20 protein-coding genes and 1 pseudogene are annotated in these 25,512 nt (G+C 57.4%); 7 read left to right on the top strand and 14 right to left on the bottom strand.

Annotated elements, in window-relative coordinates; genetic code table 11:
• Positions 1–743 precede the first annotated feature (743 nt).
• Together LJU29_RS01385 and LJU29_RS01380 are read right to left on the bottom strand one after the other, a co-directional pair.
• Positions 744–1,906 (bottom strand): IS3 family transposase gene (locus tag LJU29_RS01385; protein ID WP_257111548.1). Its coding sequence is split into 2 segments (ribosomal slippage): positions 744–1,651 and positions 1,651–1,906, totalling 1,164 coding nucleotides; the frame shifts between segments, so codons are not numbered across the junction.
• 61 nt (positions 1,907–1,967) lie between these two features.
• Positions 1,968–2,465: pseudogene (locus LJU29_RS01380) on the bottom strand (RHS repeat-associated core domain-containing protein); the annotation flags it as partial.
• Positions 2,466–2,670: 205 nt separating this feature from the next.
• Between LJU29_RS01380 and LJU29_RS01375 the strand changes: the two are divergent.
• Positions 2,671–3,651: an IS5-like element ISPsy2 family transposase gene (locus tag LJU29_RS01375; RefSeq protein ID WP_054078085.1), complete on the top strand. Its 981-nt coding sequence runs from the start codon at positions 2,671–2,673 to the stop codon at positions 3,649–3,651.
• A 130-nt stretch (positions 3,652–3,781) separates the two neighbouring features.
• Here the strand turns inward: LJU29_RS01375 and LJU29_RS01370 are convergent, their stop codons facing one another.
• From LJU29_RS01370 to LJU29_RS01345, 6 genes are all read right to left on the bottom strand, one after another.
• Positions 3,782–4,684: an RHS repeat-associated core domain-containing protein gene (locus LJU29_RS01370; RefSeq protein WP_257111547.1), complete on the bottom strand. Its 903-nt coding sequence runs from the start codon at positions 4,682–4,684 to the stop codon at positions 3,782–3,784.
• A gap of 111 nt (positions 4,685–4,795) precedes the next feature.
• Positions 4,796–5,011 carry a DUF6124 family protein gene (locus LJU29_RS01365; protein ID WP_005747748.1) on the bottom strand — a complete coding sequence of 72 codons (216 nt, stop codon included), beginning with the start codon at positions 5,009–5,011 and terminating at the stop codon, positions 4,796–4,798.
• 495 nt (positions 5,012–5,506) lie between these two features.
• On the bottom strand, positions 5,507–6,526 hold the full coding sequence (locus tag LJU29_RS01360) for an ABC transporter substrate-binding protein (protein WP_057423790.1): 1,020 nt from the start codon (positions 6,524–6,526) through the stop codon (positions 5,507–5,509).
• Between the two features lie 38 nt (positions 6,527–6,564).
• Positions 6,565–7,431, bottom strand: coding sequence for an ABC transporter permease (locus tag LJU29_RS01355; RefSeq protein ID WP_005744777.1), 867 nt, complete (start codon positions 7,429–7,431; stop codon positions 6,565–6,567).
• Positions 7,432–7,522: 91 nt separating this feature from the next.
• Entirely contained in the window at positions 7,523–8,404 is an 882-nt protein-coding gene (locus LJU29_RS01350; RefSeq protein ID WP_004654120.1) for an ABC transporter ATP-binding protein, read from the bottom strand.
• Between the two features lie 16 nt (positions 8,405–8,420).
• Entirely contained in the window at positions 8,421–9,317 is an 897-nt protein-coding gene (locus LJU29_RS01345) for a TauD/TfdA dioxygenase family protein (RefSeq protein WP_005730943.1), read from the bottom strand.
• A gap of 219 nt (positions 9,318–9,536) precedes the next feature.
• Here LJU29_RS01345 and LJU29_RS01340 point away from each other — a divergent pair, with 219 nt between their 5' ends.
• From LJU29_RS01340 to LJU29_RS01325, 4 genes are all read left to right on the top strand, one after another.
• Positions 9,537–12,635, top strand: coding sequence for an autotransporter domain-containing protein (locus LJU29_RS01340; RefSeq protein WP_257111546.1), 3,099 nt, complete (start codon positions 9,537–9,539; stop codon positions 12,633–12,635).
• Between the two features lie 160 nt (positions 12,636–12,795).
• Positions 12,796–14,160, top strand: a complete 1,365-nt coding sequence (locus LJU29_RS01335; protein ID WP_257111545.1) for a DUF6861 domain-containing protein — start codon at positions 12,796–12,798, stop codon at positions 14,158–14,160.
• Positions 14,161–14,170: 10 nt separating this feature from the next.
• On the top strand, positions 14,171–14,788 hold the full coding sequence (locus LJU29_RS01330; protein WP_005752421.1) for a GAD-like domain-containing protein: 618 nt from the start codon (positions 14,171–14,173) through the stop codon (positions 14,786–14,788).
• Between the two features lie 54 nt (positions 14,789–14,842).
• A complete protein-coding gene (locus LJU29_RS01325) occupies positions 14,843–15,460 on the top strand; it encodes a GAD-like domain-containing protein (RefSeq protein ID WP_004666522.1) in 618 nt (205 codons plus the stop codon).
• A gap of 120 nt (positions 15,461–15,580) precedes the next feature.
• Here the strand turns inward: LJU29_RS01325 and LJU29_RS01320 are convergent, their stop codons facing one another.
• Complete coding sequence (locus tag LJU29_RS01320) at positions 15,581–16,807, bottom strand: MFS transporter (protein ID WP_005752417.1); 1,227 nt, start codon at positions 16,805–16,807, stop codon at positions 15,581–15,583.
• A 116-nt stretch (positions 16,808–16,923) separates the two neighbouring features.
• Between LJU29_RS01320 and LJU29_RS01315 the strand changes: the two genes are divergently transcribed.
• Positions 16,924–18,183 (top strand): lipase family protein, encoded by a 1,260-nt coding sequence (locus LJU29_RS01315; protein WP_257111544.1) that lies wholly within the window; start codon positions 16,924–16,926, stop codon positions 18,181–18,183.
• Positions 18,184–18,344: 161 nt separating this feature from the next.
• On the opposite strand, the gene LJU29_RS01310 is transcribed toward LJU29_RS01315, so the two are convergent.
• The 4 genes from LJU29_RS01310 to LJU29_RS01295 form a co-directional block, all read right to left on the bottom strand.
• Positions 18,345–19,127 carry a MetQ/NlpA family ABC transporter substrate-binding protein gene (locus LJU29_RS01310; RefSeq protein ID WP_044310685.1) on the bottom strand — a complete coding sequence of 261 codons (783 nt, stop codon included), beginning with the start codon at positions 19,125–19,127 and terminating at the stop codon, positions 18,345–18,347.
• Positions 19,128–19,330: 203 nt separating this feature from the next.
• On the bottom strand, positions 19,331–20,281 hold the full coding sequence (locus LJU29_RS01305; RefSeq protein ID WP_005752412.1) for a sigma 54-interacting transcriptional regulator: 951 nt from the start codon (positions 20,279–20,281) through the stop codon (positions 19,331–19,333).
• 80 nt (positions 20,282–20,361) lie between these two features.
• Positions 20,362–20,943, bottom strand: coding sequence for an alpha/beta hydrolase (locus LJU29_RS01300; RefSeq protein WP_005734806.1), 582 nt, complete (start codon positions 20,941–20,943; stop codon positions 20,362–20,364).
• 214 nt (positions 20,944–21,157) lie between these two features.
• Positions 21,158–22,468 carry an MFS transporter gene (locus tag LJU29_RS01295; protein WP_495629057.1) on the bottom strand — a complete coding sequence of 437 codons (1,311 nt, stop codon included), beginning with the start codon at positions 22,466–22,468 and terminating at the stop codon, positions 21,158–21,160.
• Positions 22,469–23,077: 609 nt separating this feature from the next.
• Here LJU29_RS01295 and LJU29_RS01290 point away from each other — a divergent pair.
• The gene (locus tag LJU29_RS01290; RefSeq protein ID WP_005734808.1) at positions 23,078–24,070 is read left to right on the top strand and encodes an AraC family transcriptional regulator; all 993 of its coding nucleotides are present in this window, start codon (positions 23,078–23,080) and stop codon (positions 24,068–24,070) included.
• A gap of 166 nt (positions 24,071–24,236) precedes the next feature.
• Here the strand turns inward: LJU29_RS01290 and LJU29_RS01285 are convergent, their stop codons facing one another.
• Positions 24,237–25,475, bottom strand: a complete 1,239-nt coding sequence (locus LJU29_RS01285) for a 2-octaprenyl-3-methyl-6-methoxy-1,4-benzoquinol hydroxylase (RefSeq protein WP_057452831.1) — start codon at positions 25,473–25,475, stop codon at positions 24,237–24,239.
• Between the last annotated feature and the right edge of the window lie 37 nt (positions 25,476–25,512).

Below are 25,512 nucleotides of genomic sequence, written 5' to 3'. Positions count from 1 at the left end.
CTGCCGGATGTGGGCGCGATAGGGCGAGAGAATAGCGTGACTATGCGACTGTGCGCGAGAGGGAGGGTTCATTAACTGGGCAGAGGTTGCGCGGGAGAGGCCCGCAGCAGCTTTCTTTTGAATGTGGTCAGTTCAAACTCCTGCAGAGACACTGTCTTGAATGTCTCTGCCGAACTTGAACATAGTGTATATATCAAACCACCGATTCATGCCCCCCACGGATTGAATGCGAGGGTTGTTCAGGTATAGTTGGCATCCTATCTACTTCATAAAAATACTTTTGAAAAACAGGCCTTCTTATATTTCGGTATTTAGGATAGCCCGTTCTGCGAATAGTAGCCGACCGTGCCGGCGCGACGCTTGATGGTAATAGCCGTGGTCGTGGTAATGCAAAGGATGCGGCCGGTAAATCAGCACTGGATTGCGGAGGGCGTTGATTTGGAAATATTAGCGAATTTCTGCCTGCCGGACGCTGGTTCTTTCTAGCAAGCCCGAAACTCTCCAGCCTGGAGGTTGAACGCCCCACTCCAGCAGCCTTCTTTACAATTGAATTCAGAGCAAAACCAACGCCCGCAACAGCTAACGCACTCCCCACCCCCATAAGCACCCCACTGAGCGTTGGATTCGATTCTTTTACGTGCGTAGACACATAAATTGACCCACCTCCAGTGAGCAATAACCCAGCCGCCAAAACCCCACTTAAGAAAGACGAAAAATGCCCGGTCGGGTCTATGTTGTAGTGGTCAACTGATCCCGGACACGACGTTAAGGTTTTTCTCGTACTGAGCGGGCGCCATTCCATCATTGAACTGGTGTGGCCGAATCCAGTTGTAACGATGCATCAGGTAATGACTGATATCCCGCTGAGCCTCTTGGACCGTCATGTAGCCCACGGTCGGTATCCACTCAGTTTTCAAGCTGCGGAACACACGCTCCATCGGCGAGTTGTCGTAGCAATTACCCCGGCGGCTCATGCTCTGGCGTATGCGGTATCGCCAAAGCCGCTGGCGAAACTGTCGGCTCCCGTATTGGACGCCCTGGTCGGAATGAAACAGCAGGCCCTGAGGCTTGCCGCGTTGCTCATAAGCCATGTCCAGCGCCTTGATCACCAAGTCCGTATCCGGTTTGTTCGAAAACGCCCAGCCCACCACCCGACGCGCGTAAAGATCCATAACCACCGCCAGGTAATGCCATTTTCCTTGCGCCCAGATGTAGGTGATGTCGCCACACCAGACCTGATTGGGCGCGGGTACATCGAACTCCCGATTCAAAATGTTCGGAATGTCAGGCCGCTCCACTGTTGCTTTTTTATAAGCATGCGAGCCTGGTTGCTTGCTGATTAATCCCAGCTCCCGCATCAAGCTACGCACCTTGAACCGACCGATTTGCTCGCCATCCGCCTGCATCATCGACACGATACTGCGGCTGCCGGCAGCGCCTCGACTTTGCCCGAACAGCTCATTGACTCGGCTAAGTAAACGAACCCGCTCGGCGTCTGGAGACCGACGCCGCAGGCAATGGTTGTAGTAGCACGAGCGAGGTACCTCGAACACTTCGCACAGCAATTCGATTGGCTCATGGACACTGAGCTGATCAATCAGCGCATGCGCTCGTGCTCTTCCGACATCAAGAGCGCGGTGGCCTTTTTTAAAATGGATTTCTCCCGCTCAAGACGGGCGATCCGGGCTTCGAGCTCCTGGATTTTTTGCTGCTCGGGCGTGAGGGCTTTGCTCTGTGGAGTGACACCGTTGCGCTCTTGTTGAAGCTGGTTGACCCAGCGACGCAGCGCAGATTCGACCACCCCAAGCGAGCAGGAGGCTTCGATATGGCTATAGCCTTGATCGAGCACGAGGCCTGCGGCCTCGCGTTTGAATTCAACGGAAAAGGTACGGCGTTGTTTGGTCATCAGACACCTCTATCTGGCGATATTCTCGCCTAAATGAGTGTCCGGAACCATTAGACCACTACATGTATTTGATCGGATTGTTTAGCGCATACGCATACGCATTCAACCCACCCTCACCAAACGGGCTAAAACTGTCCGGGCTGCTAAAGCGCATCAGCACCGGGTTGTAGGCGCGATAGCCATTGCCGAGCAGGTAATGGCCGGTTACCAGGTCAGGCTGCTCGCCGTTGAAACCGGGTAGTGCTGCGACTGTCTGCTCGGCTTGACGATGCCCGAACGGCGTATACGCGATATCAACCTGCCTCCCGTCTTCGCTCGCGTGCAGAACGCTGTTGTGCAGGTCACTGGCGACCATCGTCGTCACGACCTCTTCGCCCTCGCGACTCTGCTGCGCCAGTAACTGGCCGCCTGCGCGGATACAGGTTCGTTGCCTGTCGCCCAGTAACTCGGTCATCAGTTGTTCGCCGTCATAGAACCGACTGGAGAGGACCTGAGCCAGCGGGTTCAATGTGGAGACACGGTCCAGCGGGTCGTAGGTGTACGTGCAGAGGAGAGCCATGATCGATCCTTGATGATGGAGTAAGCGTTCAGGTGAATCAGGCTGGAGAAATCATGTACAGATAAACGTATCAGTACATCATGCGACTCAATTCGTCTGCCGGATCACCCCAAGGGCGTGTTTCTCGAATGGCGCTAGGGAAACTCTGAAAAAGACTTCCTAATTTGGCAAAATCTCCGGACACCAGTCGCCGAGCTTTTCGATGATGAAACAGATGACCTTCGCCGACGCCGAGTATGCCGGCAAGCGCAAGCAGACCCGTAAGGAATTGTTCCTGATCGAGATGGATCAGGTGGTGCCCTGGAAAGGTTTGATTGCCCTGATTGAGCCCTATTATCCAAAAGGAGAAGGTGGCCGGCCCGCCTACCCACTGATGGCGATGCTGCGTGTTCATCTGATGCAGAACTGGTTCGGCTACAGCGATCCGGCGATGGAAGAAGCGCTGTATGAGACGACCATCCTGCGTCAGTTTTCAGGCCTGAGCCTGGAGCGAATTCCAGACGAAACCACCATTCTCAACTTCCGTCGTCTGCTGGAAAAGCACGAGTTGGCGACCGGGATTCTCGGCGTAATTAATGGTTATCTGGGCGACCGTGGCTTGTCGTTGCGTCAAGGCACCATCGTCGATGCCACGCTGATTCACGCGCCCAGTTCGACCAAGAACAAGGATGGCAAACGCGATCCTGAGATGCATCAAACCAAGAAAGGTAACCAGTACTATTTCGGCGCCAAGGCTCACATCGGCGCCGACGACGAGTCAGGCCTGGTGCACAGCGTGGTAGTAACAGCGGCCAATGTGGCAGACGTCACGCAGGTTGCCAAACTGCTGCACGGCGAGGAAAACGTAGTCTGCGCCGACGCAGGTTACACCGGGGTCGAGAAGCGCGAAGAACACGCTGGGCGCAAGGTCATTTGGCAGATTGCCGCCCGCCGCAGCACTTACAAAAAGCACGGAAAACGCAGTATTTTGTACAAGGCGATCCGCAAAATCGAGAAGGCCAAGGCCCAGGTTCGCGCCAAGGTCGAGCATCCGTTTCGGGTCATCAAACGCCAGTTTGGCTATGAAAAAGTGCGCTTTCGGGGCTTGGCCAAGAACACCGCGCAGATGGTGACGTTGTTCGCCCTGTCAAACCTGTGGATGGCCCGTCGACATTTGTTGGCGAGCGCAGGAGAGGTGCGCGTGTAATGCAGGAAATGGTTACCGCAAAAGGCTTTGCAGCGGCCGAAAGAGCTAAAAAGCGAAGATAATTGAGCAAATTTCGACATGCATCGTTTTTTGAAAAGTGCTGAGGACTCGGTAGCCGGAAAACATCCGGCTACTTCAGACCTTCCCTAGCGGTATCAGCGAACTCACTTTTTAAACTTGAACGCCTATCATTGAGCAGTTTTATATCTGCCCCTGCATCCTCCCAACGCTTGATGCGCGGGTTGAATGTCCGAACGGCCAGCACTGGAATCACCATGCCTATTGCAGTCGCGAGCAAAACATCCTTGGCAGGGCCGTCAGGGTCGACCGCGTTGATTACACGGCTTACGGTAAACACGGTGCTCGCTGCGATCTGGCCGAGTGCCGAGGAAGCTGTCAGTTTCGTTGATAGCGGAGCATTGCCCTTGGCGACAGCCTTTATCGCAGGAACAGCCGCTTTTACACCCAGGTAAGCACCGAACAAACCGAGCCCTATCCACACAAATGAAAGTATCTGACTCTCATCTATCTTATGCCCGGTCGGATCAGACCGATTAACCGGATCACCCGCGCAGTACGCATAGGCATTCATACCGCCCTTGCCAAACGGGCTCAGGCTGTCCGGGCTGTTGAAGCGCATCAGAACGGGGTTGTAGGCGCGATAACCATTGCCCAACAGATAATGACCGGTCAATGGGTCGGGTCGCTCATCGTTGAAGCCTGGCAGCTGGTTCAACGCTTGCCTATGCCCATAGGGAGTGTAGGCGATAGGGTCAGACAAGCAGGCCGATACGGTGTGGAGCACGCTGTGCTGTTGATCCGAGCCGATCAACAGCGTGGCCAGCACTGACTGCGTGGCCATTAACTGACGGTCGCGATGCAGGAACCGAACGTGTTCTGCACCCTGAATCTCGCTGACCAGGGTGTCGGACTGATAAAACGAGCGGGCAATGGCACCTGCCATCGGCGTACGAGTCGCGAGCCGGTCAAGCGCGTCATAGCGGTAACGGCACAGGGTAGTTTGCTGGCGCATGGTGAGTAACCGGAGTGGTCTTGATCGGCGAGGCAGGCCTCTTCAGACACACAATGCATTGCAGGGACCGCAGCGGCTACCCGTAGAACTGCTAGGTTGCGTCAGGGGCTGTCAGTGGCTCTGAACACATTCCAGCGAGCGCTCCAGCTCGGCCTTGGCCATGTTGATCAGATGCACCACCGAGAACGCAAGATCACGTTTCAGGCCCTCGAGGTTGTCACCGGTTTCAGAAGCGGTGGCAGAGGCACAGCGCAGTATTTCGCTGACCTGTATCAGGGAATCTTCAAGAGAGTTGGGGAGCGGTGGAGACGGGGTCGAGTTGATCATCGCTTATTCCTTTAGCTGACAAGACCACCAGATGCCTGCTGCTAAACAAACAAGGGTGGCGACTTTGACGCGGGTTAGCAGACCGGTGTGGAACAAGCGCAAGCAACCGGCGCACCCGAAGGTGCCCCACGCAAAGCCGCCATAAACGGCACTTGCGCCACTTGTAATCCACAAACAGGCTGCTAAACCCGATCGCTGAAAAATCAGCGACCGACGCAGCCTAGTGCGCAGAGTTGGCAGGCACAAGGGCCCGGGATTTTCTAGGAAAGGTCATACGCAGGAAAGAGAAAAGACTGAAGGAAATGTCCCGCAGGACAGGTTTTTCGTGAGTGGAAGTAACCTGATTTGTTCAGAAGAGGACGCAGAGCGTCCAGAACGGCATTCCCACGCTGGAGCGTGAGGAACGATAGGCGCCCGGGAGATCTTCTATCGTTCCTCAAGCTCCGCGTGGGAATGCCCTTCATGACGCTCCGCGTCATCTTCAAAACGCGTCGATCAACTGCCCTCTGTGCCGTGCGCCTCTTCGAAGAAGTAGTCCTTCCAGCTCGCCGCCTTGTTTTTCAACACGCCCAGTTCATGCAGTTTTTCGGCGTAGATGAAGGTGCGCTGCGGGGTGACGGTGAAGTCGATTTCCGGGTCAGCGACGATTTTCTCTACCAGCGGCAACGGCAGTTTCGATTGCTCGACACGGATGTAGGTCTGCGCGGCAGCGGGCTTGTCGGCCTTGATGATCTTCTCGGCTTCGGCCAGCGCGTCGTAGAACGCCTTGTAGGTTTTGGGGTTTTCGTCGTGGAATTTCTCGGTGGTGTAGAGCACGTTGAACGTCGCCTGACCGCCCAGCACGTCATAGGAACTGAGCACTTTGTGGACGTTGGGGCTTTCCAGCGCCTGGTACTGGAACGGCGGGCTGGAGAAGTGCGAGTTGATTTCCGAGCCGCCCGCCAGCAGCGCTGCGGTGGCATCCGGGTGCGCCAGGCTCACCGAGATGTTGTCGAATTTCTTGTAGTTGTCGTTACCGAATACCTTGGCGGTCTCGATCTGCAAAGTACGCGACTGAAAGCCCACACCGGCAGCCGGTACAGCGATGCGGTCCTTGTCGGTGAAGTCCTTGATGGTTTTCACGTTGGGATTGTTGGTCAGCAGGTAGTTGGGCATGGAACCCAGCGAAGCAATGGCCTTGACGTTCTGCTTGCCCTTGGTGCGATCCCAGACGGTCAGCATCGGTGGCACACCTGCCGACACCACGTCCAGCGCACCGGCCAGCAGCGCTTCGTTCATCGCCGTGGCTCCGGAGATGCTGTTCCAGTCGACCTTGATGTCCAGCCCCTGTTCCTTGCCATGTTTCTCGATCAGTTTCTGATCGCGCACCACGTCGAGGATCAGGTAGCCGATACCGAATTGCTGAGCAATGCTGATCTTGCCTTCCGCCTGCACGCCGCTGCTGAGCAGGGCACCGAACAGGCCAAGTGTCGCCGCCAATACAGTCAGCGCCGGACGATGAAATGTTGTTGTCATGTGGTTCCCACCCTGATTATTCAAAAAAAGACGGTGCTTCAACGCTGCATGCCCCAGCGCTTGACGGTCAGGCGCTCGATATTGGCGAACAGCAGGTTCTCGACCAGCAGGCCGATGAGAATGACTGCCGCCAGACCTGCAAAAACCTTGTCGGTATACAGCTCGTTACGATTCTGGAAGATGTACCAGCCCAACCCGCCCTTGCCGGACGACGCACCAAACACCAGCTCGGCGGCGATCAGCGTGCGCCAGGCGAAAGCCCAGCCGATTTTCAAGCCGGCAAGGATCGACGGCAGCGCAGCGGGAATCAGGATGTGCCAGACAAAGCGCAAGCCTTTGAGGCCATAGTTGCGCCCGGCCATACGCTGGGTTTCCGAAACGCCGAGAAAACCTGCGTAGGTATTGAGCGCCAGCGCCCACAGTACCGAATGCACCAGCACGAAGATCAGGCTGTTCTGGCCCAGCCCGAACCACAGCAGCGCCAGCGGCAGCAGGGCAATAGCCGGTAGCGGGTTGAACATGGCGGTCAGCGTGCCGAGCAGGTCGCGGCCCAGTTGGGTGGACACTGCCAGGGTGGTCAGGGCGAACGCAAGCACGATGCCGATCAGGTAGCCCTGAATCAGTACGGTCAGGGAAATCCACACCTTGCCTGGAAGCTCGCCGGAGATCAGCCCGTCATAAAAGGCGGCCGCCGTTTGCAGAAAGCTCGGCAACAGCAGGTCGTTGTTCTGCAGACGTGCAGCCAGTTCCCAGATCACCGCCAGAGCGATCATGATGACGCATTTGCGCACCCAGCCCAGTTGCCAGATGCGCTGTGCCAGCGGTAGATCGCGGGCCAGGTCTTCCTGAGTGAAAGGCTCCAGCGTGATTTCATATTCTTCGCGAGCGGGAGGTGCGAGGCTCATGGTTCGGGTTTCCCGGTAATCGTGTAGATAGGACGCGGAGCGTCCTGAAAGGCATTACCACGCGGAGCGTGGGAACGATCAAGGCAGTCGTCTAGTAAGCAATCCGGATGTCCTGAAAATTCAGATCCTGCTCCACCGGCCCGGCATCGCCCTCATCGAACAACAGGCGATGAATACGCTGCGCGGTTTGCTGGAAACCAACGCCGCCGAGGCTTTTCAGGTCGTATTGATGGCTGTTGATTTCCGCTCGCACACGGCCCGGATGCGGTGACAACAGCAGGATGCGGTTGCCCACCACCAGCGCTTCTTCAATGGAATGGGTAACGAACAGCAGCGTGAAACGCACCTCGTCCCACAGCTCCAGCAGTTCTTCCTGCATCTTGCGCCGGGTCAGTGCGTCAAGCGCGGCGAACGGCTCGTCCATCAAGAGGATTTTCGGCTGCATGGCCAGGGCTCGGGCAATTGCCACGCGGGCTTTCATGCCACCGGACAAGGTATGCGGATAGGCATCGGCAAACGCGCTGAGGCCAACTTTTTCCAGGTAATAACGAGCGCGCTCCAGCGCCTCGGGACGCTTCAGGGTGCGTGACGCCAGCAGCGGAAACATGACGTTCTCGATCACGGTTTTCCACGGCGGTAACTGGTCGAATTCCTGAAACACCACGATGCGGTCCGGGCCAGGTTCGGTGACCTGATGACCTGCCAGACGAATCTCGCCCTCGCTGGGCCGGATGAACCCGGCTACGGCTTTGAGCAATGTGGACTTGCCGCAACCGGATGGGCCGAGCAGCACAAAACGATCGGCCGGGTCGACCTCGAAACTGACCTGATGCGTCGCCCGGACCACGCGCTCTGGCGTGCGGTATTCAAGGCTTACACCGCGAACTTGCAACAAGGCTTCAGTGGTGTGCTGAACAGTCGGTTGCGGTTGGGCGCTCGTGCTGGCCGTGTGGCCTTGCGCGACAGCATTCATGAACGGCTCTCCTGAATCAAAATGGCGCGGTGCCTTGAATGGTCGTGCGATGCAGTTTGCGTCGCAGATGGGCCGGGCAGCCGGCAGCCAGGTGAATCAGGGAACGGTTGTCCCAGAACACCATGTCGTTGGCTTGCCATTGGTGCCGGTAAATATGCTCGGGCTTCACGCTGTGGGCGTAGATCTCGTTGAGAATCTGGCGGCTCTCGTCTTCCGGCAGGTCAAGAATCCGGGTGGTGAAACCTTCGCTGACAAACAACGCCTTACGACCTGTTTCAGGATGCGTGCGAACAATCGGGTGGCTGACTTCGACCACTTGGGCCAGTTGCTCGGCGGTCAGGGTCGGACGCCAGTTGGCGGCGTTATGGCCCTCGGCGTAGCGCGCAGTGTAGCTGTGAACCGCCGAGCGCCCTTCGACGGCATCACGCAGGTGTTGCGGCAAGGTGTCCCACGCCTGATGCATGTCGGCGAACAGCGTGTCGCCACCTTCGCTCGGCAACTCTTGTGCGTAAAGCATCGAACCCAGGCTTGGCAGCTCTTTGTAAGACAGGTCCGAATGCCAGTATTTACCGGCATCGCCCAGCCCCACAGGCTTCTCGTTCTCGACAATGTTGGAGACGATCAGGATTTCCGGATGGTTAGCCAGCAGAAACTGCTTGAGTACATGGATCTGCAACACACCAAAACGACGGCTGAAATCGACCTGCTGCTGCGGCGTGATCTGCTGATCGCGGAACACCACGACGTGGTGATCCAGATGCGCCTGATGCACTCGCGCAAAATCTGCGTCATTCAACGGCCTGGACAGATCCAGCCCGACGATTTCCGCGCCCACCTTTCCGGTGAATGGACGCACGTCGAACGATTGCGAAGCAGATTGAGCGGACGATGAAGCGAGGGAGGCTGCTGGCATGAGAACTCCGACTCCAGAACAGTGTGACTGAAAGGCGGAACTGTATAGATATAAGAAAGAGAATTTAAATACCGTTGAGGAATATCGATAGTTCTGAATGCTTCCTGAAGATTTTTTGAGCGCACTCACCCACATAAATGTGTCACGGCAGATACATCCAAGTGTAAGAACGCCTTGCTAGGGTCGGCGCCTTATCCAGATTGAGTACAGGCGCTCGCCATGCGATGTAATAAACCGGTTGCCCACGTAATGATGTCGTCGTTGATACTTTCACTGCTTGCGGTATCGGTACAGGCAGCGAGCCGTGCAAATGACAACCGGATCAACGGGGTCGATCTGCTTTCCGGGTTCAACACGCTGTGGACGACCGGCGCGACCTGGGATACCGGCACACCGACTGCGCTGGGGCAGAGCCTGCTCCGACGCAACCTGCAAATTGTCGTCGACCGTGCCAACTCGCGCACGCTTGCCCAGGAAACCGCCGCTTACTTCGATGACCGTCGCGATCAGAGCTACAGCGCCATCAGCGGTCTGGGCTCATTGAGTGATGCCTATAAAGCAGGCGCGGGGGCCTTCACTACCATCACGCAATTTGACGACAGCAACAAAACCGTCAAGTACGACGACAAGGGCAATGGCGCAGGCAGTTCGTCTTCAGCGCTGGGCAAAGTGGTCGATCTGGTCGGCGCCGTGCGCAATGACGCCTCCACGACCCCGGCCAAGTCCCACTATCTGTATCCACGGCCATGGCGGCAGAGCCTGGACGGACAAAACCTGGCATTCGTCGTCGCGCCGCCTTTGCGCCCGGCCGAAAGCACCACGCCGGCCAGTGACTCGGGGTTCCCCAGCGGCCATACCAACGCCGCCTACCTGTCTGCCTACGCCTTGGCCTATGCAATCCCAGAGCGGTTCAGCGAGTTGATGCTGCGTGCCTCGGAGATCGGCGACAACCGCATCGAAGCGGGCATGCACTCGCCCTTCGACGTGATGGGCGGGCGAATCACCGCGACCTATTTCGCCATCGACAACCTGTCCAATTCCGCCAACACGCAATTGCGCGCCGATGCTCGCGCACAGGCGCTGGCCTACTTCACCGCTCAGTGCGGCGGCGACGTCAACAATTGCATGACGGTCATCGACCCGGCCACCGATCGCACTTCCCAGCATGCGCAGGACAAGGCGCTGTATACCGCGCGCATGACCTACGGCTTCGACCCGGTCGGCCCGACCAATCTCGCGCCGGTCGTGCCGACCAACGCTGAAGTGCTGCTGGAAACACGTTTCCCGTACCTGGACGCCAGCCAGCGCCGCGAGATTCTGGCGACCACTGAGCTGTCGTCGGGCTACGCAGTGATCGATCAGTCAGGTGGCTACGGTCGCTTGAACCTGTATGCCGCAGGCGATGGTTACGGCGCGTTCAATTCCAACGTCACCGTCAACATGAACGCCAGCCTCGGCGGCTATAACGCCATCGACGCCTGGCGCAACGACATCAGCGGCAGTGGCGCACTGATCAAAAACGGCACCGGCAACCTGATACTGACAGGCAACAATACCTACTCGGGCGGCACCGTGATCAACGGCGGCACCCTGACTGGCCATGCTCAGGCCTTCGGCAGCGGAACGATCACCGACAACGCAACGCTGGTGCTCGATCAGTCCACCAACGACACCCTCGCCAACACCCTGACCGGCAACGGCGCGTTGATCAAACGCGGCGTCGGTTCACTGAACCTGACCGGCAACAGCAGCCTGTCCGGCGCGACGACTGTGCAGGCTGGTCGCCTGGCAGTGAATGGCAACCTCGGCAACTCCATCGTCAGCGTGCAGCAAGGCGCGACGCTGGGTGGCAACGGCACCGTCGGCGGCATCAACGTCGCTCAGGGCGGTGTGGTTGCACCGGGTAATTCGGTGGGCCAGTTGAACGTCAACGGTGACGTCAATCTGGCTCAGGGCTCGGTTTACCAAGTGGAGTCGGACGCCAATGGCAATGCCGACCGCATCGTCGCCAGCGGCCGTGCGACCCTCAATAACAGCACACTGTCATTGGTTGAAGGCGGCAACTGGTTAGCGGCAAGCCGTTACTCGATTATCTCGGCAGCCGGTGGCGTCAGCGGTGCATTTGCCGCCGTGCAAACCAACTTCGCGTTCCTTACGCCGACGCTGAACTACACCGCGACAGACGTCGGTCTGACGCTGAATCGCAACGCACAGACCTTCGCCAGCCTGGCGACCACGCGCAATGCCAGTGCCGTTGCTCAGGGGCTCGACAGCGCGGGGGCAGGCAATGCACTGTGGCGACAGGTGGTGCAGGACGACGCAGCAACCGCACAGGCGACCTTCAAGGCGTTGTCCAACGAGCTGCACGCATCGACTCAATCTGCGCTGATCGAAGACAGCCGTCTGGTGCGCAACGCCATGAACGATCGCATGCAACAAGCGCAATCCGCACAGTCATTCGGCAGCACCACACAAACCCTCGCCGGCGATGCCTCGCGTGGCGTGGTGTGGACTCAAGCCATCGGCGCGACCGGCCAGACCGACAGCAGCCGCGACGCCTCGGGCCTGGAAACCCGCACCAGCGGCCTGTTGTTCGGCGCCGACGTACCGCTCGACGACACCTGGCGTGTGGGTGCATTGGCAGGCTTCAGCAACAGCAGCTTCGACCTGCGCCACGCGTCTGGCTCGACCGACAGCGACAACTACCACTTGGGCGTTTATGGCGGCGCGAAATGGGGCCAACTGGGCCTGCGTCTCGGCGCAGTGCACACCTGGCATGAACTGACCGCCAAGCGCACGCTGGACCTGCCGGGCTCGTCCGAGCACTTCAAGGAAGACTACAAGGCAGCGACCAATCAGGTCTTCGGTGAACTGGGCTACTCCATCGAAATGGGCAATGCGCTGCTCGAACCCTTCGCCAACCTCGCCCACGTGCGGCTGGACACAGACGCCTTCGACGAGAACAGCAACGCCATCAGCCTGCAGAACAAGTCCCAGGACAACCACATCACCTTCAGCACCCTGGGCCTGCGTGCAGCGACCCGCCTGAGCGCTGGCAGCGTCGTGATCAAACCCGATGCCACACTGGGCTGGCGTCGCGCCTACGGTGACGTCACCCCGGAAAGCCGCTCGGCCTTCAGCGGCGGCAGCACCTTCGAACTCTCCGGCGCACCGATCGCCCGCAGCGCCGCAGTGCTCGGCGCAGGTGTCGACCTGGGGTTGAGCGATACGCTGAGCGTGGGCCTGAGTTACGACGGTCAGGTGAGCAACGATGCTTCGGATCAGTCGCTGAATGCCCGGGTGACATTGGCGTTTTAAAGGCAGGTAATGGTGCTGCTCTCTGTAGGTTCAGAGGGCAACATGCGGGACTTTGCGCTCCAACGTGTAGGACCAATCAGAAAACCTCTGGCCACTTTGACTTCATTATCGGCCTTCTCTATGGTGCATCTACCAGCCGGGGCAGTCAGGGAGACACCGAATGCCGCTATGGAGCATTGTGCCGTCGTGGCTCGATATAGAACGACGCTTTAGCCGAAGCATGGGCTACCAGCCTGGAGCCAGCTTCCAGCGCAGCCTCAACAATGAGCCGGTTTCAACACTACAGCTCAACCTCAGACGCGTCGGCAATATCAGAAGCGCGTTCAACCGCGGCGAATTGGAAGCGGCCCGTCGGCTTGGGCGGCGTTTCGCAGATATCGACATCTCCAGCATCATCAACGACCTGATAGACGTGGTTAGCCAAATGGCTATGATCGTCGCGGGCAGTACGCTCGCCGGTGGCGCAATAGGTGCGGGAGTCGGCAGCTTTTTCTTTGGTGCAGGCGCGGTGCCCATGGGCATGGCGGGTGCCGCAATCGGCCTGGAACTCAGCATCTGGATCCTTGGCATTCTCGGCTTGGCATCCATTGCCGAATTCTTCGTCGACGGCCTTCCTCGTATTGTCGACAACTACACGCGTGGCATCGCCATCGCCTGGCAAGGCACCCGTGGCGAGCCTGGCCTCAACCCCTTCGGCGGCGACGATCCGCAGGTTGTAAGCCGTGCAGCGCACCGCATCGCCCAAGGCCATGAAGAAGTTGTGATACTCCTACTGGGCGCCATCGTCGCCTACCTGACGCGCGGCCGAGGCAACGCAAGCGTGCTTGCCAATGAAATGCAAGCCAGTAAAAAAGGTGCGAAGCTGGGCCAATGGCTGCTCCAGCACGAAGACGCCCTGACAAGACACCCCGACCTGCAAAACGCCGGCCCTCGTAAAAGTGCACTGGACAAACAGGAAACGCCACCGCCACCGCCCAATCGACGTGCGGACGAGCCCGATCCGAAAAGACCGTCGGGCATGCCTGAGCACAAGGTGCCATGCTTTAACGTGAGCGATAAGCACCTCGACCGAATCCCTGAGTTCGATCGTCAACTGGCGGGCCAGGAGAAGGGGTTGAATGATTTGACGGTGGATGAGTATTTAAAGGGGCGGGAGGCGTTTAAGAGCGGGGAAGCGTTGAGGGATCCGAAAGTGGCAGCGGATGCGCGTAAACTACTCGGTCGAAAAATGGAATTGAACATTTTCCGCGAGCTAAGATTAGGCGGTATGAGCCCAGAGGTAGCAGAGGCGACTGCCAAGAAAGAAGTATTAGAAAAAATGACGACACTAGCCGCGTTGCACAATCCTGACATTATCGCCGGAGGCAAAGATGTCATTAATGATCTTGGTGATCGACGTATTAACTCAAGTATAGGACCGCAATGGCCCAGTCGCATCGGGGAGCTAGATAGAGCAGCCAACTTAGTCCCTAACGAATTACGTAACGCCACAAAAATCAATGCTAAACTTGAAAGATGCAAATAGGAGGCTAGTAATGGATGAAGATTATGCTTTTTTCCTGAAAAAATTCGGACCAGCAATTGAACAGCAAGCAGTTCCACCGTCTAGCATTGAGCGATATAAAAAAAGGCTCCCTGAACAACTACTTAAATACTGGGAGGATTTTGGCTGGTGCGGATACGCTAAAGGCCTATTTTGGACTGTAAATCCGCAGGATTATGAGGATCTGCTCACCGATTGGCTTGTAGGTAAAGAAGCCTTCAAAAATGATAACTACCACGTTATTGCTCGTAGCGCGTTTGGAGAGCTGTATCTATGGGGCGAGAAAAGCGCAGACAGTTTATCGATAACCAGCTATATGTCACGTTACTCTACTAACAATTCGATATTTGCGGATGGAGAAAAGGATTTCGGCATCAGAGTATTTTTCTCGTCGATGCAGCTCGAGCACAACGACTTAGATAGTTTTTTTGAACCAGCACTAAAAAATCTCGGGCAGCTCCAATCGGACGAAATGTACGGTTTCGTACCTGCCCTCGCGCTCGGCGGTCCTGTGGAACTAAAAAATTTACAAAAGGTGAAAACCACCGAACACCTAACGTTTCTGTCTCAGCTCTCGCCACTACAGGACTGGGGATTTCCTGATGTCTAAATTCGGAAATCAGAAGCTTAATTTCTTTATGACGCTGTCAGTTCGGACTGCATGATGGACGAAGATTTTGCTTTCTTTCTAGAAAAATTCGGCCCTGCAATTGAACATCATGCAGTTCCAGAGGCAAGCATCGCAAAGTACAAAAACAAACTTCCGGAGCAACTGCTTCAATATTGGTCTTTATATGGCTGGTGCGGCTATGCTAGCGGACTTTTTTGGAGCGTAAACCCCCAAGACTATGACCAACTACTTAATCGTTGGCTAGCCACAACACCGCTGCATCAGCGAGATAACTATCGTGTAATAGCACGTAGTGCATTCGGCATCCTTTACGTTTGGGGAGAAAACAGCGGCTATTGCTTGACGCTGAATTCATATATATCGCGATACTCAGGTCGCACTTCAATATTTACTGGTGAAAAACTAAACTTCGGGGTTAGGGCATTCTTTTCATCAATGATTGCCGAGTACAACGATTTGGATGACTTGTTCAAACCAGCGTTGAAAAGTCTCGGACCGCTCAAATCCGACGAGATGTACGGCTTCGTCCCTGCCTTGGCACTCGGCGGACAGATGGAACTGAAAAACCTGCAAAAAGTAAAAACCATCGAGCACCTAACATTTCTGTCTCAGCTCTCCCCCCTTCAGGATTGGGGATTTCCCGATCTTTGACTACAGCAATGAAATCAATTCTTCACCGCGCTCTTGGCGTTGCATCGTGGACAAGCACAATGCTTTTGCTCAAAAGCCCTGACTCCATCCAGATTCAGCGAAACGGATTCAGCCCCATTTTCATTTCCCGGCCTCCCGATTCGCCTCAACAATCGAGGCAGAGAACGGGCCGCGCGCTTTTGCAAACCACCACATCGCACCTGCCCCGAGAAGGGAAGTCAGCACGGCCAGCATCAGGATGACCTGCCGGGTGCCCAAGGGTGCGGCCAGCAAAGCCACAAGCAAACCTGCCAAGGGCTGGGACATGTTATTAAGCAGCGTGATCACGCCCACCGTCTTGCCGAAGTCCTGGGGCGGTATCACCCGCTGCCGGAGGGTGCGCATGTAGACGTTGAACATCTTGTCGAAGCCGACGATCAACAGAAAACCCAGCGCATAGCCCATCAGGTTCGGGCTCAGGGCGCTGATAAATGCCCCGATCGCGATCATTGAATACCCGACACCGCACAGCACCCGCAAAGGCAGCACCACACGGGCCAGGAAGAACAGGATCACGATAGTGGTCACTGCCCCCGCCGCCTGCAGCCCTGCGTAGTTATCCTTGCCTGCGCTGTACTCGCCGATGACCATGGCTGCCGAGGTCGCCAGCGTGACACCGACGATCAGGTTGACCCCTACTGCCAGCGTGATGATCTTTTTCAACTCGGCCAGGCCACGGATATGCCCGAACGCAATCCGCAAGGGCTGCAGCCAGATGTCTTGATGCTGCTCGAACACTTCCAGCTTAAAACGGCCAAGACGTTGCCACGCCAACATGCAGAGGTCTGCCAGCAGGAATAGTCCGGCGATCCAGAGCACTACCCAGTGCCAGGCCCACACTTCAAGCATCAGTGCCGCCACCAGCGGCCCGAGGACCAGCCCTGACTGGTCGGCGATCTGGGAATAGGACAACGTTTTGGTGTAGCTGTAGTGCTGAAAGATATGCGGCATGAGCACTTCGCGCGCCATGATGCCTTGCGTGGTCAGCACCCCGCACAATGCCGACAGCACCACGAGCCACCCAATGCCACCAAAGAGAGCGTAGAGCACCATCGCCAGCACGCAGAGCAATGCCCGGTAGACCTGGCTGATATGCAGAATTCTGATAGGCGAATACTTGTCGCACAGCGCGCCGCATAACGGAAACGCTAGAAACCTCGGTAACGATTCGACGAAAAACGCCAGCCCGGCCCATGAAGCGCTGTTGGTGGTCTGGAACACCACCAGCGGCACTATGAACAACAGGATCTGATCCGCCAGCCTGGACAGGAAAAGCGAGATGAAGAAAGCGAGGTAATCCTTGCGCATGAAGAACTCCGTTCAGTACTGGCAGCGCGTGCGTCAGTTATCATCGCTCAGGTCATAATCGGCTTGATACATCGATGCTGATGCGCTCTCTCCTGTCAGCTTGTGGAGAAATACCGATGAACTCATCGCCAAGGTATTTGGCCGTTCTGGCCACCCTGTTGATGGTCCTGCTCGCAGCTTGCAGCGCAGTGCCAGGCTCTTCCATGAAAACCGTCGCCGCTGCCCAGTCAGACCCGGGCGAAGGTGGTGTCCCCGCATTTTACACATGGCCGGATAAAGTGCCGTCGACACCGGGCCAACTGCTGCGCTCGGAACCGCTGACGGCTACGCAGAGCCTTGAGAATGCCGGACAGAATGTTCGCATCCTGTACACCTCAACAGACGGGCTCAACAACCAGCCAGTCGCAGTGTCAGGAGCCTTGTTCATGCCCAAGGGCCCGCCGCCAAAGGGCGGATGGCCGCTGATGGCGTGGGCACATGGCACGGTCGGTATCGCGGACATCTGTGCGCCTTCCTTTGCCGGGCGCAGTGATCGCGACACGCGCTATCTGAATGAATGGCTAGGGCGGGGCTACGCGATTGTGGCTACTGATTACCAGGGTTTGGGCACGCCGGGGCTGCACCCGTTCGGGCTGAGCAGTCCGCTGGCGTATGGCGTTCTCGACAGCATTCGGGCGGTTCAGAAAGCGGACTTCAATCTGTCTTCGCGGGTCGTTGTGTTTGGCCAGTCGCAAGGTGGCCGTGCCGCTTTCGCAACGGCCGTCTACCAGAAGACTTATGCGCCCGAATTGAACATTGTCGGTGTAGTCGCGACCGGGACGCCGTATCCGATGGCTCAATCGCGTGAGAGACATGCCGGACCAGACACCTTCCGCGATCAGGTCACGCCGTCGCTGGCCTATAACCTGTTGCGACTGAGTACTGCCGCACTGATCGACCCGTCGCTGCATCCTGCCGACTACCTGAGCGACCGCGCGAAGCCCGCGTTCGAAACCAGCCAGCGTGAATGCCTGCAAGCCATCGAGCGCAAGGTGGTCGCGGATGGACTGACATTCAACAACAGTTTCAAACGCTCACCCGATAAGGCGCTTGATCAGGTCAATCGTCATTCGGACTACCCGACGCTAAAGTCGGACATTCCGGTTTTTATCGGTACGGGAGGCAAGGATGTCATTTCACCTGTTCGCAGCCAGATCGCGCTGGTGAAAGACGCGTGTAAGGCTGGCGACCGTATCGAGTGGCATTACTACCCGCAGCTGGATCACTCGGGAGCGGTGAATGGCTCGCTGCCGGACTCGACACGTTTTGTCGAGAAAGCGTTTTCGGGGGAGTTTATGGCGGGGAATTGTGAGGCGATGCGGAGCGACGCACGATAGACGAGATTATCGTTCGGTACGCTCCAGCGTCGGAGTGCCTTGCGTGACTGCGTCACAGATCTGTGCCGCGCCACATGCTCGAAAGAGGACGCAGAGCGTCCAGAACGGCATGCGACGCGGAGCGTCGCACGATAGTTGGATTACGCACGACACTCAGTGGGTCAGAACGCAGGCAGTACCGCGCCGTCGTACTTCTTGTTGATGAAGTCTTTGACTTCCTGGCTGGTCAACGCTTTCGATAGTTTTTCGATGGCGTCGGTGTGAGCGTTGTCTTCGCGGGTCACGAGGAAGTTCACGTACGGCGAATCCGAACCTTCGATTATCAGCGCGTCTTTCTTCGGATTGAGCTTGGCTTCCAGCGCGTAGTTGGTGTTGATCAGCGCGAGGTCAACCTGGCTCAAGGCGCGTGGCAGTACAGCCGACTCCAGTTCGCGGAACTTGAAATTCTTCGGGTTGCTGGCGATGTCTTTCGGCGTGGACAGTGCGTTTTTCGGATCCTTTAGGGTGATCAGGCCGTTCTTGTCCAGCAGGATCAACGCACGCCCGGCGTTGCTGCCTTCGTTTGGAATGGCAATGGTTGCGCCTTCAGGCAGATCTTTCACGCTCTTGTACTTTTTCGAGTAGCCGCCAAACGGTTCGACATGTACGCCCACGCCAGTCACAAGATTGGTGCCTTTACCCTTATTGAAGCCATCCAGATAAGGCTTGGTTTGAAAATAGTTGGCATCCAGGCGCTTTTCGCTCAATTGAACGTTTGGCTGCACGTAGTCAGTGAAGACCTTGATTTCCAGGTCCACGCCTTCTTTGGCCAGGGTCGGCTTGATCAGCTCAAGGATTTCCGCGTGCGGTACTGGCGTCGCGCCGACGACCAGCTTTTCACCTGCGTGAGCCAGGCCAATGGAGAACACAGCCGCCAGAGCGGTCAGCAAAAACGTCTTTTTCATGCAATGTCCTTAACGAAAATCCGAGAGCGTCATCCAGAAATGACACCTTATTATTCAATGGTTTGTCACAGCTATCCGAACCCTGCGACATCACGATGACATTACCGGTGTTTTATATTCCGATAAAATACTTTTTAATCGAGTGCTTATGCTTTTTTGCATCAGCATCTACTCTACCTCATCAGGACCGTGCTGGGGCGCGCTCAAGCAGGACGCCGCGCCAGCTCTGAGGTGACTGTTTCAAGCAGTTGCCTGAGCGCGGACAGCTGCCTGCGATCACCACCATCGAGCAATAGCTGCGTCTGGCGCTCGATCAGCGTGAACGGATCGGCGATGTTCGGCAGATTGATATCTTCAGCCCGAATTTCATCACCGCTGCTGACCAGCAAGGCAAAGTGAATGACGTTCTCCAGTTCACGGGTATTACCGGGCCAGCTGTGAGCCTCCAGCGTGCGCTGCGCATCCTCGCTGATCAGTTGCACCGGCAGATTCAGACGCTGGCTGTAGATCCCGACAAAATATTCGGCCAGCGGCAGGATGTTGCCCGGCTGCTCGCGCAACGCCGGCAGATCGAGGCGGCCCTCGCTGAGGTAGTGATAAAGCCGCTCGTGGAATTTGCCGGCAGCCACGGCCTGCGCCAGATCGATACTGGTGGCTGCGACCAGACGCACATCGACCGGGCTCGGCTGGTGCGCGCCCACTCGCGTGACTTCGTGGTTTTCCAGGGCGGCGAGCAACTTGACCTGAATCGGCAGCGGCAGGTCGCCGATTTCATCCAGATACAAAGTGCCGCCGTTGGCCGAGCCAAACCAGCCGGCCCGACTGCTGACCGAACCGCTGTGCGCTCCGGCGGCATAACCGAACAACTCCGCATCGGCGTAAGTCGGGCTGATGGCACCGCAGTTGACTGAAACGAACAAGCCCGAGCGATCACTGCCGCGATGAATATGCCGCGCCAGTAATTCCTTGCCGGTCCCGGACTCGCCACGGATCAAGACCGGCAGCGAACGAGGCGCCAGCTGCTCCATTTCTTCGCGTAAACGGCGCGAGCGCGGGTCGATGAATACCAGCGCCTTGGCGCGAATGCTCAGCGGGCTTTTTTCTGCATCGGGGAAAGTCAGCAGCGGCTGACCGAAATTTTCGTGAAGGCTCATGACACACTCCCGCCTGAGCCCTTGCGACGGCTCAAGCGTTTAAAAGACAGGACCCGTTGGGTCGATAAACAAGCTGCCGCTCATGCGCGACGACGCGCATGCTGCTCCAGACGGTTTTGCAGCCGGTACAGGTAGGCAAACCCCTGCTCCCAGCGCTGATGACCGGACTTGACGTTGATATGCCCGGCCTGACTCAAAAACCCGACTTCCGCCCCCCAGTGACGGGCCATTTCCATAGCGCGCTGAGAGCTGACCGCAGGGTCGTTGTCAGAACTGACAATTTGTGTCGGAAACGGCAACAGATCATTAGGGATCGGCGCGAAATTACGCAATGCAGGCGGGCAATTCGGACGTTCGACGTCGGCAGGTGCTACCAGCAACGCACCTTGCACCTGACGCAGAGTCTCCAGCGGTGCAAGTTGTGCCCAATGCGCGACTGTCACGCAACCCAGGCTGTGAGCGATCAGGATCACCGGCGTGCTGTGCGCTGCAATCGTGCGTTGCAACTCGCCCACCCAATCCTCACGGCGTGGTTTGAGCCAGTCGGCCTGTTCCACGCGCGTGCTGTTGGGCAGGCTGTTTTGCCAGTGGGTCTGCCAATGATCATCAGGAGACCCTTGCCAGCCTGGCACGATCAGATACCGGATCGACTCGTTATGCATGGATTCGCCTCCTGCATGTATGCGTTCATGAGACGAGTATAGGGATTGAAGTTATATTCGCCAAGGAATAAGAAGCTATTTATTAATTCCTAAAACGAATATCAGCTATCAGGCAAAAAAAGAAGCCGTCCCCTGCCTTCGAGGAACGGCCTCTAATAAAAAATCACTTTCAGAGCAGAGAATATCCGCACTTCGTTACAGGATTACGACGGCCTCACGTTGCGGGAACAGTTCGAGAACCCGATTCGTCAACGCTCAGCGCCACGGCCTCGTCGTTCTGCGGCACTTCGCGGGCGACGGTCCACACCACAATGGCGGCGACGATATCGAAAATCGCCAGCACCACGAACAGCGGGCTGTAGCCGATTTTGGTGACCAGCACGCCGAACACCATGGTGAACGCCGCCGCCCCGAAAAAGCCGAACATTCCGCCCATCCCGGTCGCTGTGGCCACCTCGTTTGTGCCGAACGAATCGGAGGTGATCGAGTACAGTGCGCCCGATAGAGTCTGGTGCGCGAAACCACCGATGCACAGCAATGCGATAGCGGTGTAAGGGCTTTCGACCAGCCCGATACAGGCCGGGCCGATCATGCATGAGCAGCCGAACAGCATGACCATCTTGCGAGATGTGAACAGCGACACCTTGCAGTATTTGTGAAACAGCGGGCTCAGATAGCCGCCCAGTACACAGCCGATGTCAGCCGCCAGAAACGGCAGCCAGGCGAACATCGCGACTTCCTTGATGTTCATGTGGCGTTCGGTCATCAGGTACAGCGGGATCCACGCGTTGAAGGTTTGCCAAGCAGGCTCGGACAGGATGCGCGCCGAAGCGATAGCGTAGAAATTGCGGTTCTTGAACAGGCGCTTCCAACTGCCTTTCTGGGCAGGTGCATCCTTGAGGCGCGATTCCTGGCCGCTGAGAATATAGTCACGCTCAGCATCGCCCAGACGCTTCTGGTCACGCGGGTGCTTGTACAACAGCAGCCATAGCCCGCTCCACACGATACCCAGACCACCGACAATCAGAAACGCCAGCTCCCAGCCACTTTGCAGGATGGCCCAGACCACCAGCGGGGGCGCAAGCAATGCGCCGAACGACGAGCCAATGTTGAACCAGCCGATGGCAACCGAACGCTCCTTGGCCGGAAACCATTCGGTCGTGGCCTTGACGCCTGCCGGCAGGCCCGCTGCTTCGGTCAGCCCGAGCATGCCACGGAAGATGGCCAGGCTCTGCCAGCCGGTTGCGAACGCTGCGGCAGCGCAGGCAGCCGACCAGGCAATGGCAAAAATCGCAAAACCCATTTTGGTGCCGATGGCGTCGATAATGTAGCCCGCCACCGGCTGCATGATGGCGTAGCACAGCTGCCAGGCGACGACGATGTGCGCGTACTGCTCGGTGGAAATACTCAGTTCGCTCATGAGCGTCGGCGCTGCGACGGACAGCGTGTTGCGTGCAAGGTAGTTGACGACCAGGCCAGCTGTTACCAGCCCCACCATCCACCACCGAATGCCTTTTATTTTCATCTCTTCACCCTGTTTATTTTTAGATTGGCGATGAGCGTCCCGCGGCCATGACCGTGAGGCGGCTGGTTTTATGTAACTTCAGATTACGGGCGTTTCAGGCAGGGTTATCGAGGTAATTCGCCGACAATCGTGCGAAAAAGTCGAAAAAACGGGGGATATAAACTTTTTTATTGCCTGAGAAATCAGACTGGTCATGGACTTGTTACTCTTTGAATTATTTTTGTGGTTGTAATTTTCTGCAAGTCTTAGGTTGTCGTACAACATGGCGCATTTATAGTCATTTGCCATGCCAGTGTCAAATGACATCAACGCTCGGCTTCCTCAGGAAAAGGGCCCGCGGAGGTTTACTGAAAAAGGCTCGGTTTTTTTGTTATACGACAACTGCTTGGTCGAAGCGTATTCATAGGCCGCTTTGACCTATTCAGCGCTGCCCGACGCCCCTGACACGTGACGATTGCCGCCCGATGGCAAGAAACGTGTCTAAAGACTTGTACAACTGTCACAAAAGCTTTCATTCTTGGTCACGGCGTCAGGCAACGGAAATGCCCCGCGAAACCATGTCGGCACAGCCCGACGCTGAATCACCTCATGTCAGGGAGAGGCGTCCACATGCCTGAGCCAAGCAGTCTCGCCAGCTGGACCCCTGCATTGCGCAAGCAGCTCGATGCCTTGGGCGTGGATAGCAACGCGTTGTGCCAGAGCGCTGGCATAGACCCGAGTATGCTGGGTGATCCCGGCGCACAGTTTCCCTCAGACATCACCGCCGACCTCTGGCAGCGAGCGGTACAGGCCTGCCTCGATCCAACCCTGGGTTTGCGTGTCTCGCGCTTTGTCAGCCCCACGTCGTTCCACGCGCTGGGCTATACGCTGGTGGCCAGCGGTTCACTGCGCGAGGTTTTCGAACGCATCGTACGTTACCGCTCAATGGCTGAGGACTCTCTGGAGCTGGACTTCAGAACGGTGGGCGAGCGCTATGAATTCCGCTTCGGCACGCCGAAATCGTGTCAGCTACCCGCTCATGAGTTGCTGGATGCATTCGCCGCCATTTATGTGCGCACCTGCCGCAACCGGTTAGGCAGGGGCTACGCGCCGCTGGCGGTGCATCTGCAACGTCCCGCACCTGATAATCCGCAGCCCTGGCAGGATCTGTTCCGCTCGCCGGTGATGTTCGCGGCGCAGGAGAACTTGCTGGAATTTGGCGGTGATCAGTTCGACAGCCACCTGGATGACGGCCCGGTACAGGTAAACGGGCAGGAATCCAGGGGCGATCCGTTACCTTCGCTGATCTGGGAGCAGCGCGTGCGCTCGGCCATCGAAACCCTTCTGCCGGATGGCGAACCCACCGTCAGAACCATCGCCGAAGCCCTGCACCTAAGCACGCGCAGTTTGCAACGTCATCTGGCCGACGAGGGCTGCTGTTACGACCTGCTGCTCAATCAATGCCGCCAGAACCTGGCATTGCTGCACATGAACGACCCGCAAAGCTCGCTGAGCGAAATCGCCTACCTGCTGGGCTTTACCGACACTACCAGCCTGAGCCGCGCCTTTAAACGCTGGACCGGACTGACACCAGGGCAGTATCGCAACGGATTGGTGCGCTGAGCATAAGGAACGATAATCTGACTATCGTGCGACGCTCCGCGTCGCATGCCGTTCTGGACGCTCTGCGTCCTCTCTTGATTAAGCGGCGCGGCGCACACGCAAGGCATTCCTACGCTGGAGCATGAGGAACGATCTTCAACTATCGTGCGACGCTCCGCGTCCGACCCTATAGAGTAGTGGCGGGCTCAAGCCGCGCCAGCTCAGGCAAATCTCCCGACAACCCCAACGCTTCGCGCACGAACAGTGCCTTGGCTTCGGGCATCCGGTTGACCATTTTCAAACCGGTATTACGCAACCAGCGCAGTGGCAATTGGTTGGCCTGAAACAGCCGTTCGAAGCCTTCCATTGCGGCCATCAATGCCAGGTTGTGCGGCATGCGACGACGCTCGTAGCGGCCCAGCACGCGCAGGTCAGACCAGCGTTCGCCACGCCCGACAGCGTGGGTCAGGACTTGCGCCAGCACGGCTGCGTCGAGAAAGCCCAGGTTCACGCCCTGCCCGGCCAGCGGGTGAATGGTATGTGCCGCATCGCCAATCAGCGCCAACCCCCTGGCAACGTAACGCTTGGCGTGACGCTGACGCAGTGGCACACAAACGCGCTCATCGGCAGACACTACCTGACCCAGACGCCCCTCGAATGCCTGTTCCAGTTCACGACAGAACAGGTCATCTTCCAGCACCATCAGGCGCTCGGCTTCAGCCGGTGTGACTGACCAGACAATAGAGCACCAGTGCTCGCCCTCGCGCTCCAGTGGCAGAAAAGCCAAGGGACCGTCGTCGGTAAAACGCTGCCAGGCAGTTTTCCTGTGGGAATCAGCGGTGCGCACACTGGTGACGATAGCGTGATGCAGGTAATCCCACTCACGGGTCGGCGTTTCGGTCAGGCGGCGCACCGCCGAATTGGCACCATCGGCGGCAACCACCAGCGGTGCGCGCAACTGGCGACCGTCGGCCAGGGTCAGCAGCCAGTCATCTCCGGAGTGGCGCATCTGCTCCAGCCGCGCATTGGCCAGCAAGCCGATGTCGCTTTCATGCAGGCGATCGAGCAACGCATCCTGCACCACGCGGTTCTCGACGATATGGCCCAGCACATCAGCGTGCACGCTGGAGGCAGAGAAGTGAATCTGCCCGGTGCCGCTGCCATCCCAGACCTGCATGTGCGCGTACGGGCTGATGCGACGGGCCGCGATGCCTTCCCATACGCCCAGCCGCTGAAGAATTCGCTGACTGGCTGTCGACAAGGCACTGACTCGTGGCTCGAAAGCCGAGTGTTGGTCAAAGGGTTTGACGCTCAGCGGCCCACCGTCGACCACCAGCACATCAAGACCGCTGCCCTGCAACGCCAGAGCAAGGGCACTGCCGACCATTCCGGCTCCGACAATCAGCACATCTGCGCGCGTTTCCATGGTCACACCGTTCTCGCTTGCGGCCGCAGCCGTGTGT

Source organism: Pseudomonas ficuserectae (assembly GCF_024584585.1).
GTDB classification, from domain to species: Bacteria; Pseudomonadota; Gammaproteobacteria; order Pseudomonadales; family Pseudomonadaceae; genus Aquipseudomonas; species Aquipseudomonas amygdali.
The sequence above is the reverse complement of the archived record's forward strand: the minus strand, read 5'-3'. Positions and strand labels throughout refer to the sequence as shown.

Excerpts from the sequence above, each read along its gene's own strand:
- LJU29_RS01300 (WP_005734806.1), bottom strand. The coding sequence starts at position 20,943 with ATGCATAACGAGTCGATCCGGTATCTGATCGTGCCAGGCTGGCAAGGG.
- LJU29_RS01310 (WP_044310685.1), bottom strand. The coding sequence starts at position 19,127 with ATGAAAAAGACGTTTTTGCTGACCGCTCTGGCGGCTGTGTTCTCCATT.
- LJU29_RS01320 (WP_005752417.1), bottom strand. The coding sequence starts at position 16,807 with ATGCGCAAGGATTACCTCGCTTTCTTCATCTCGCTTTTCCTGTCCAGG.
- LJU29_RS01295 (WP_495629057.1), bottom strand. The coding sequence starts at position 22,468 with ATGAAAATAAAAGGCATTCGGTGGTGGATGGTGGGGCTGGTAACAGCT.
- LJU29_RS01365 (WP_005747748.1), bottom strand. The coding sequence starts at position 5,011 with ATGATCAACTCGACCCCGTCTCCACCGCTCCCCAACTCTCTTGAAGAT.
- LJU29_RS01285 (WP_057452831.1), bottom strand. The coding sequence starts at position 25,475 with ATGGAAACGCGCGCAGATGTGCTGATTGTCGGAGCCGGAATGGTCGGC.
- LJU29_RS01335 (WP_257111545.1), top strand. The coding sequence starts at position 12,796 with ATGCCGCTATGGAGCATTGTGCCGTCGTGGCTCGATATAGAACGACGC.
- LJU29_RS01315 (WP_257111544.1), top strand. The coding sequence starts at position 16,924 with ATGAACTCATCGCCAAGGTATTTGGCCGTTCTGGCCACCCTGTTGATG.
- LJU29_RS01355 (WP_005744777.1), bottom strand. The coding sequence starts at position 7,431 with ATGAGCCTCGCACCTCCCGCTCGCGAAGAATATGAAATCACGCTGGAG.
- LJU29_RS01325 (WP_004666522.1), top strand. The coding sequence starts at position 14,843 with ATGGACGAAGATTTTGCTTTCTTTCTAGAAAAATTCGGCCCTGCAATT.
- LJU29_RS01330 (WP_005752421.1), top strand. The coding sequence starts at position 14,171 with ATGGATGAAGATTATGCTTTTTTCCTGAAAAAATTCGGACCAGCAATT.
- LJU29_RS01340 (WP_257111546.1), top strand. The coding sequence starts at position 9,537 with ATGCGATGTAATAAACCGGTTGCCCACGTAATGATGTCGTCGTTGATA.
- LJU29_RS01375 (WP_054078085.1), top strand. The coding sequence starts at position 2,671 with ATGAAACAGATGACCTTCGCCGACGCCGAGTATGCCGGCAAGCGCAAG.
- LJU29_RS01290 (WP_005734808.1), top strand. The coding sequence starts at position 23,078 with ATGCCTGAGCCAAGCAGTCTCGCCAGCTGGACCCCTGCATTGCGCAAG.
- LJU29_RS01305 (WP_005752412.1), bottom strand. The coding sequence starts at position 20,281 with ATGAGCCTTCACGAAAATTTCGGTCAGCCGCTGCTGACTTTCCCCGAT.
- LJU29_RS01370 (WP_257111547.1), bottom strand. The coding sequence starts at position 4,684 with ATGCGCCAGCAAACTACCCTGTGCCGTTACCGCTATGACGCGCTTGAC.
- LJU29_RS01360 (WP_057423790.1), bottom strand. The coding sequence starts at position 6,526 with ATGACAACAACATTTCATCGTCCGGCGCTGACTGTATTGGCGGCGACA.
- LJU29_RS01345 (WP_005730943.1), bottom strand. The coding sequence starts at position 9,317 with ATGCCAGCAGCCTCCCTCGCTTCATCGTCCGCTCAATCTGCTTCGCAA.
- LJU29_RS01350 (WP_004654120.1), bottom strand. The coding sequence starts at position 8,404 with ATGAATGCTGTCGCGCAAGGCCACACGGCCAGCACGAGCGCCCAACCG.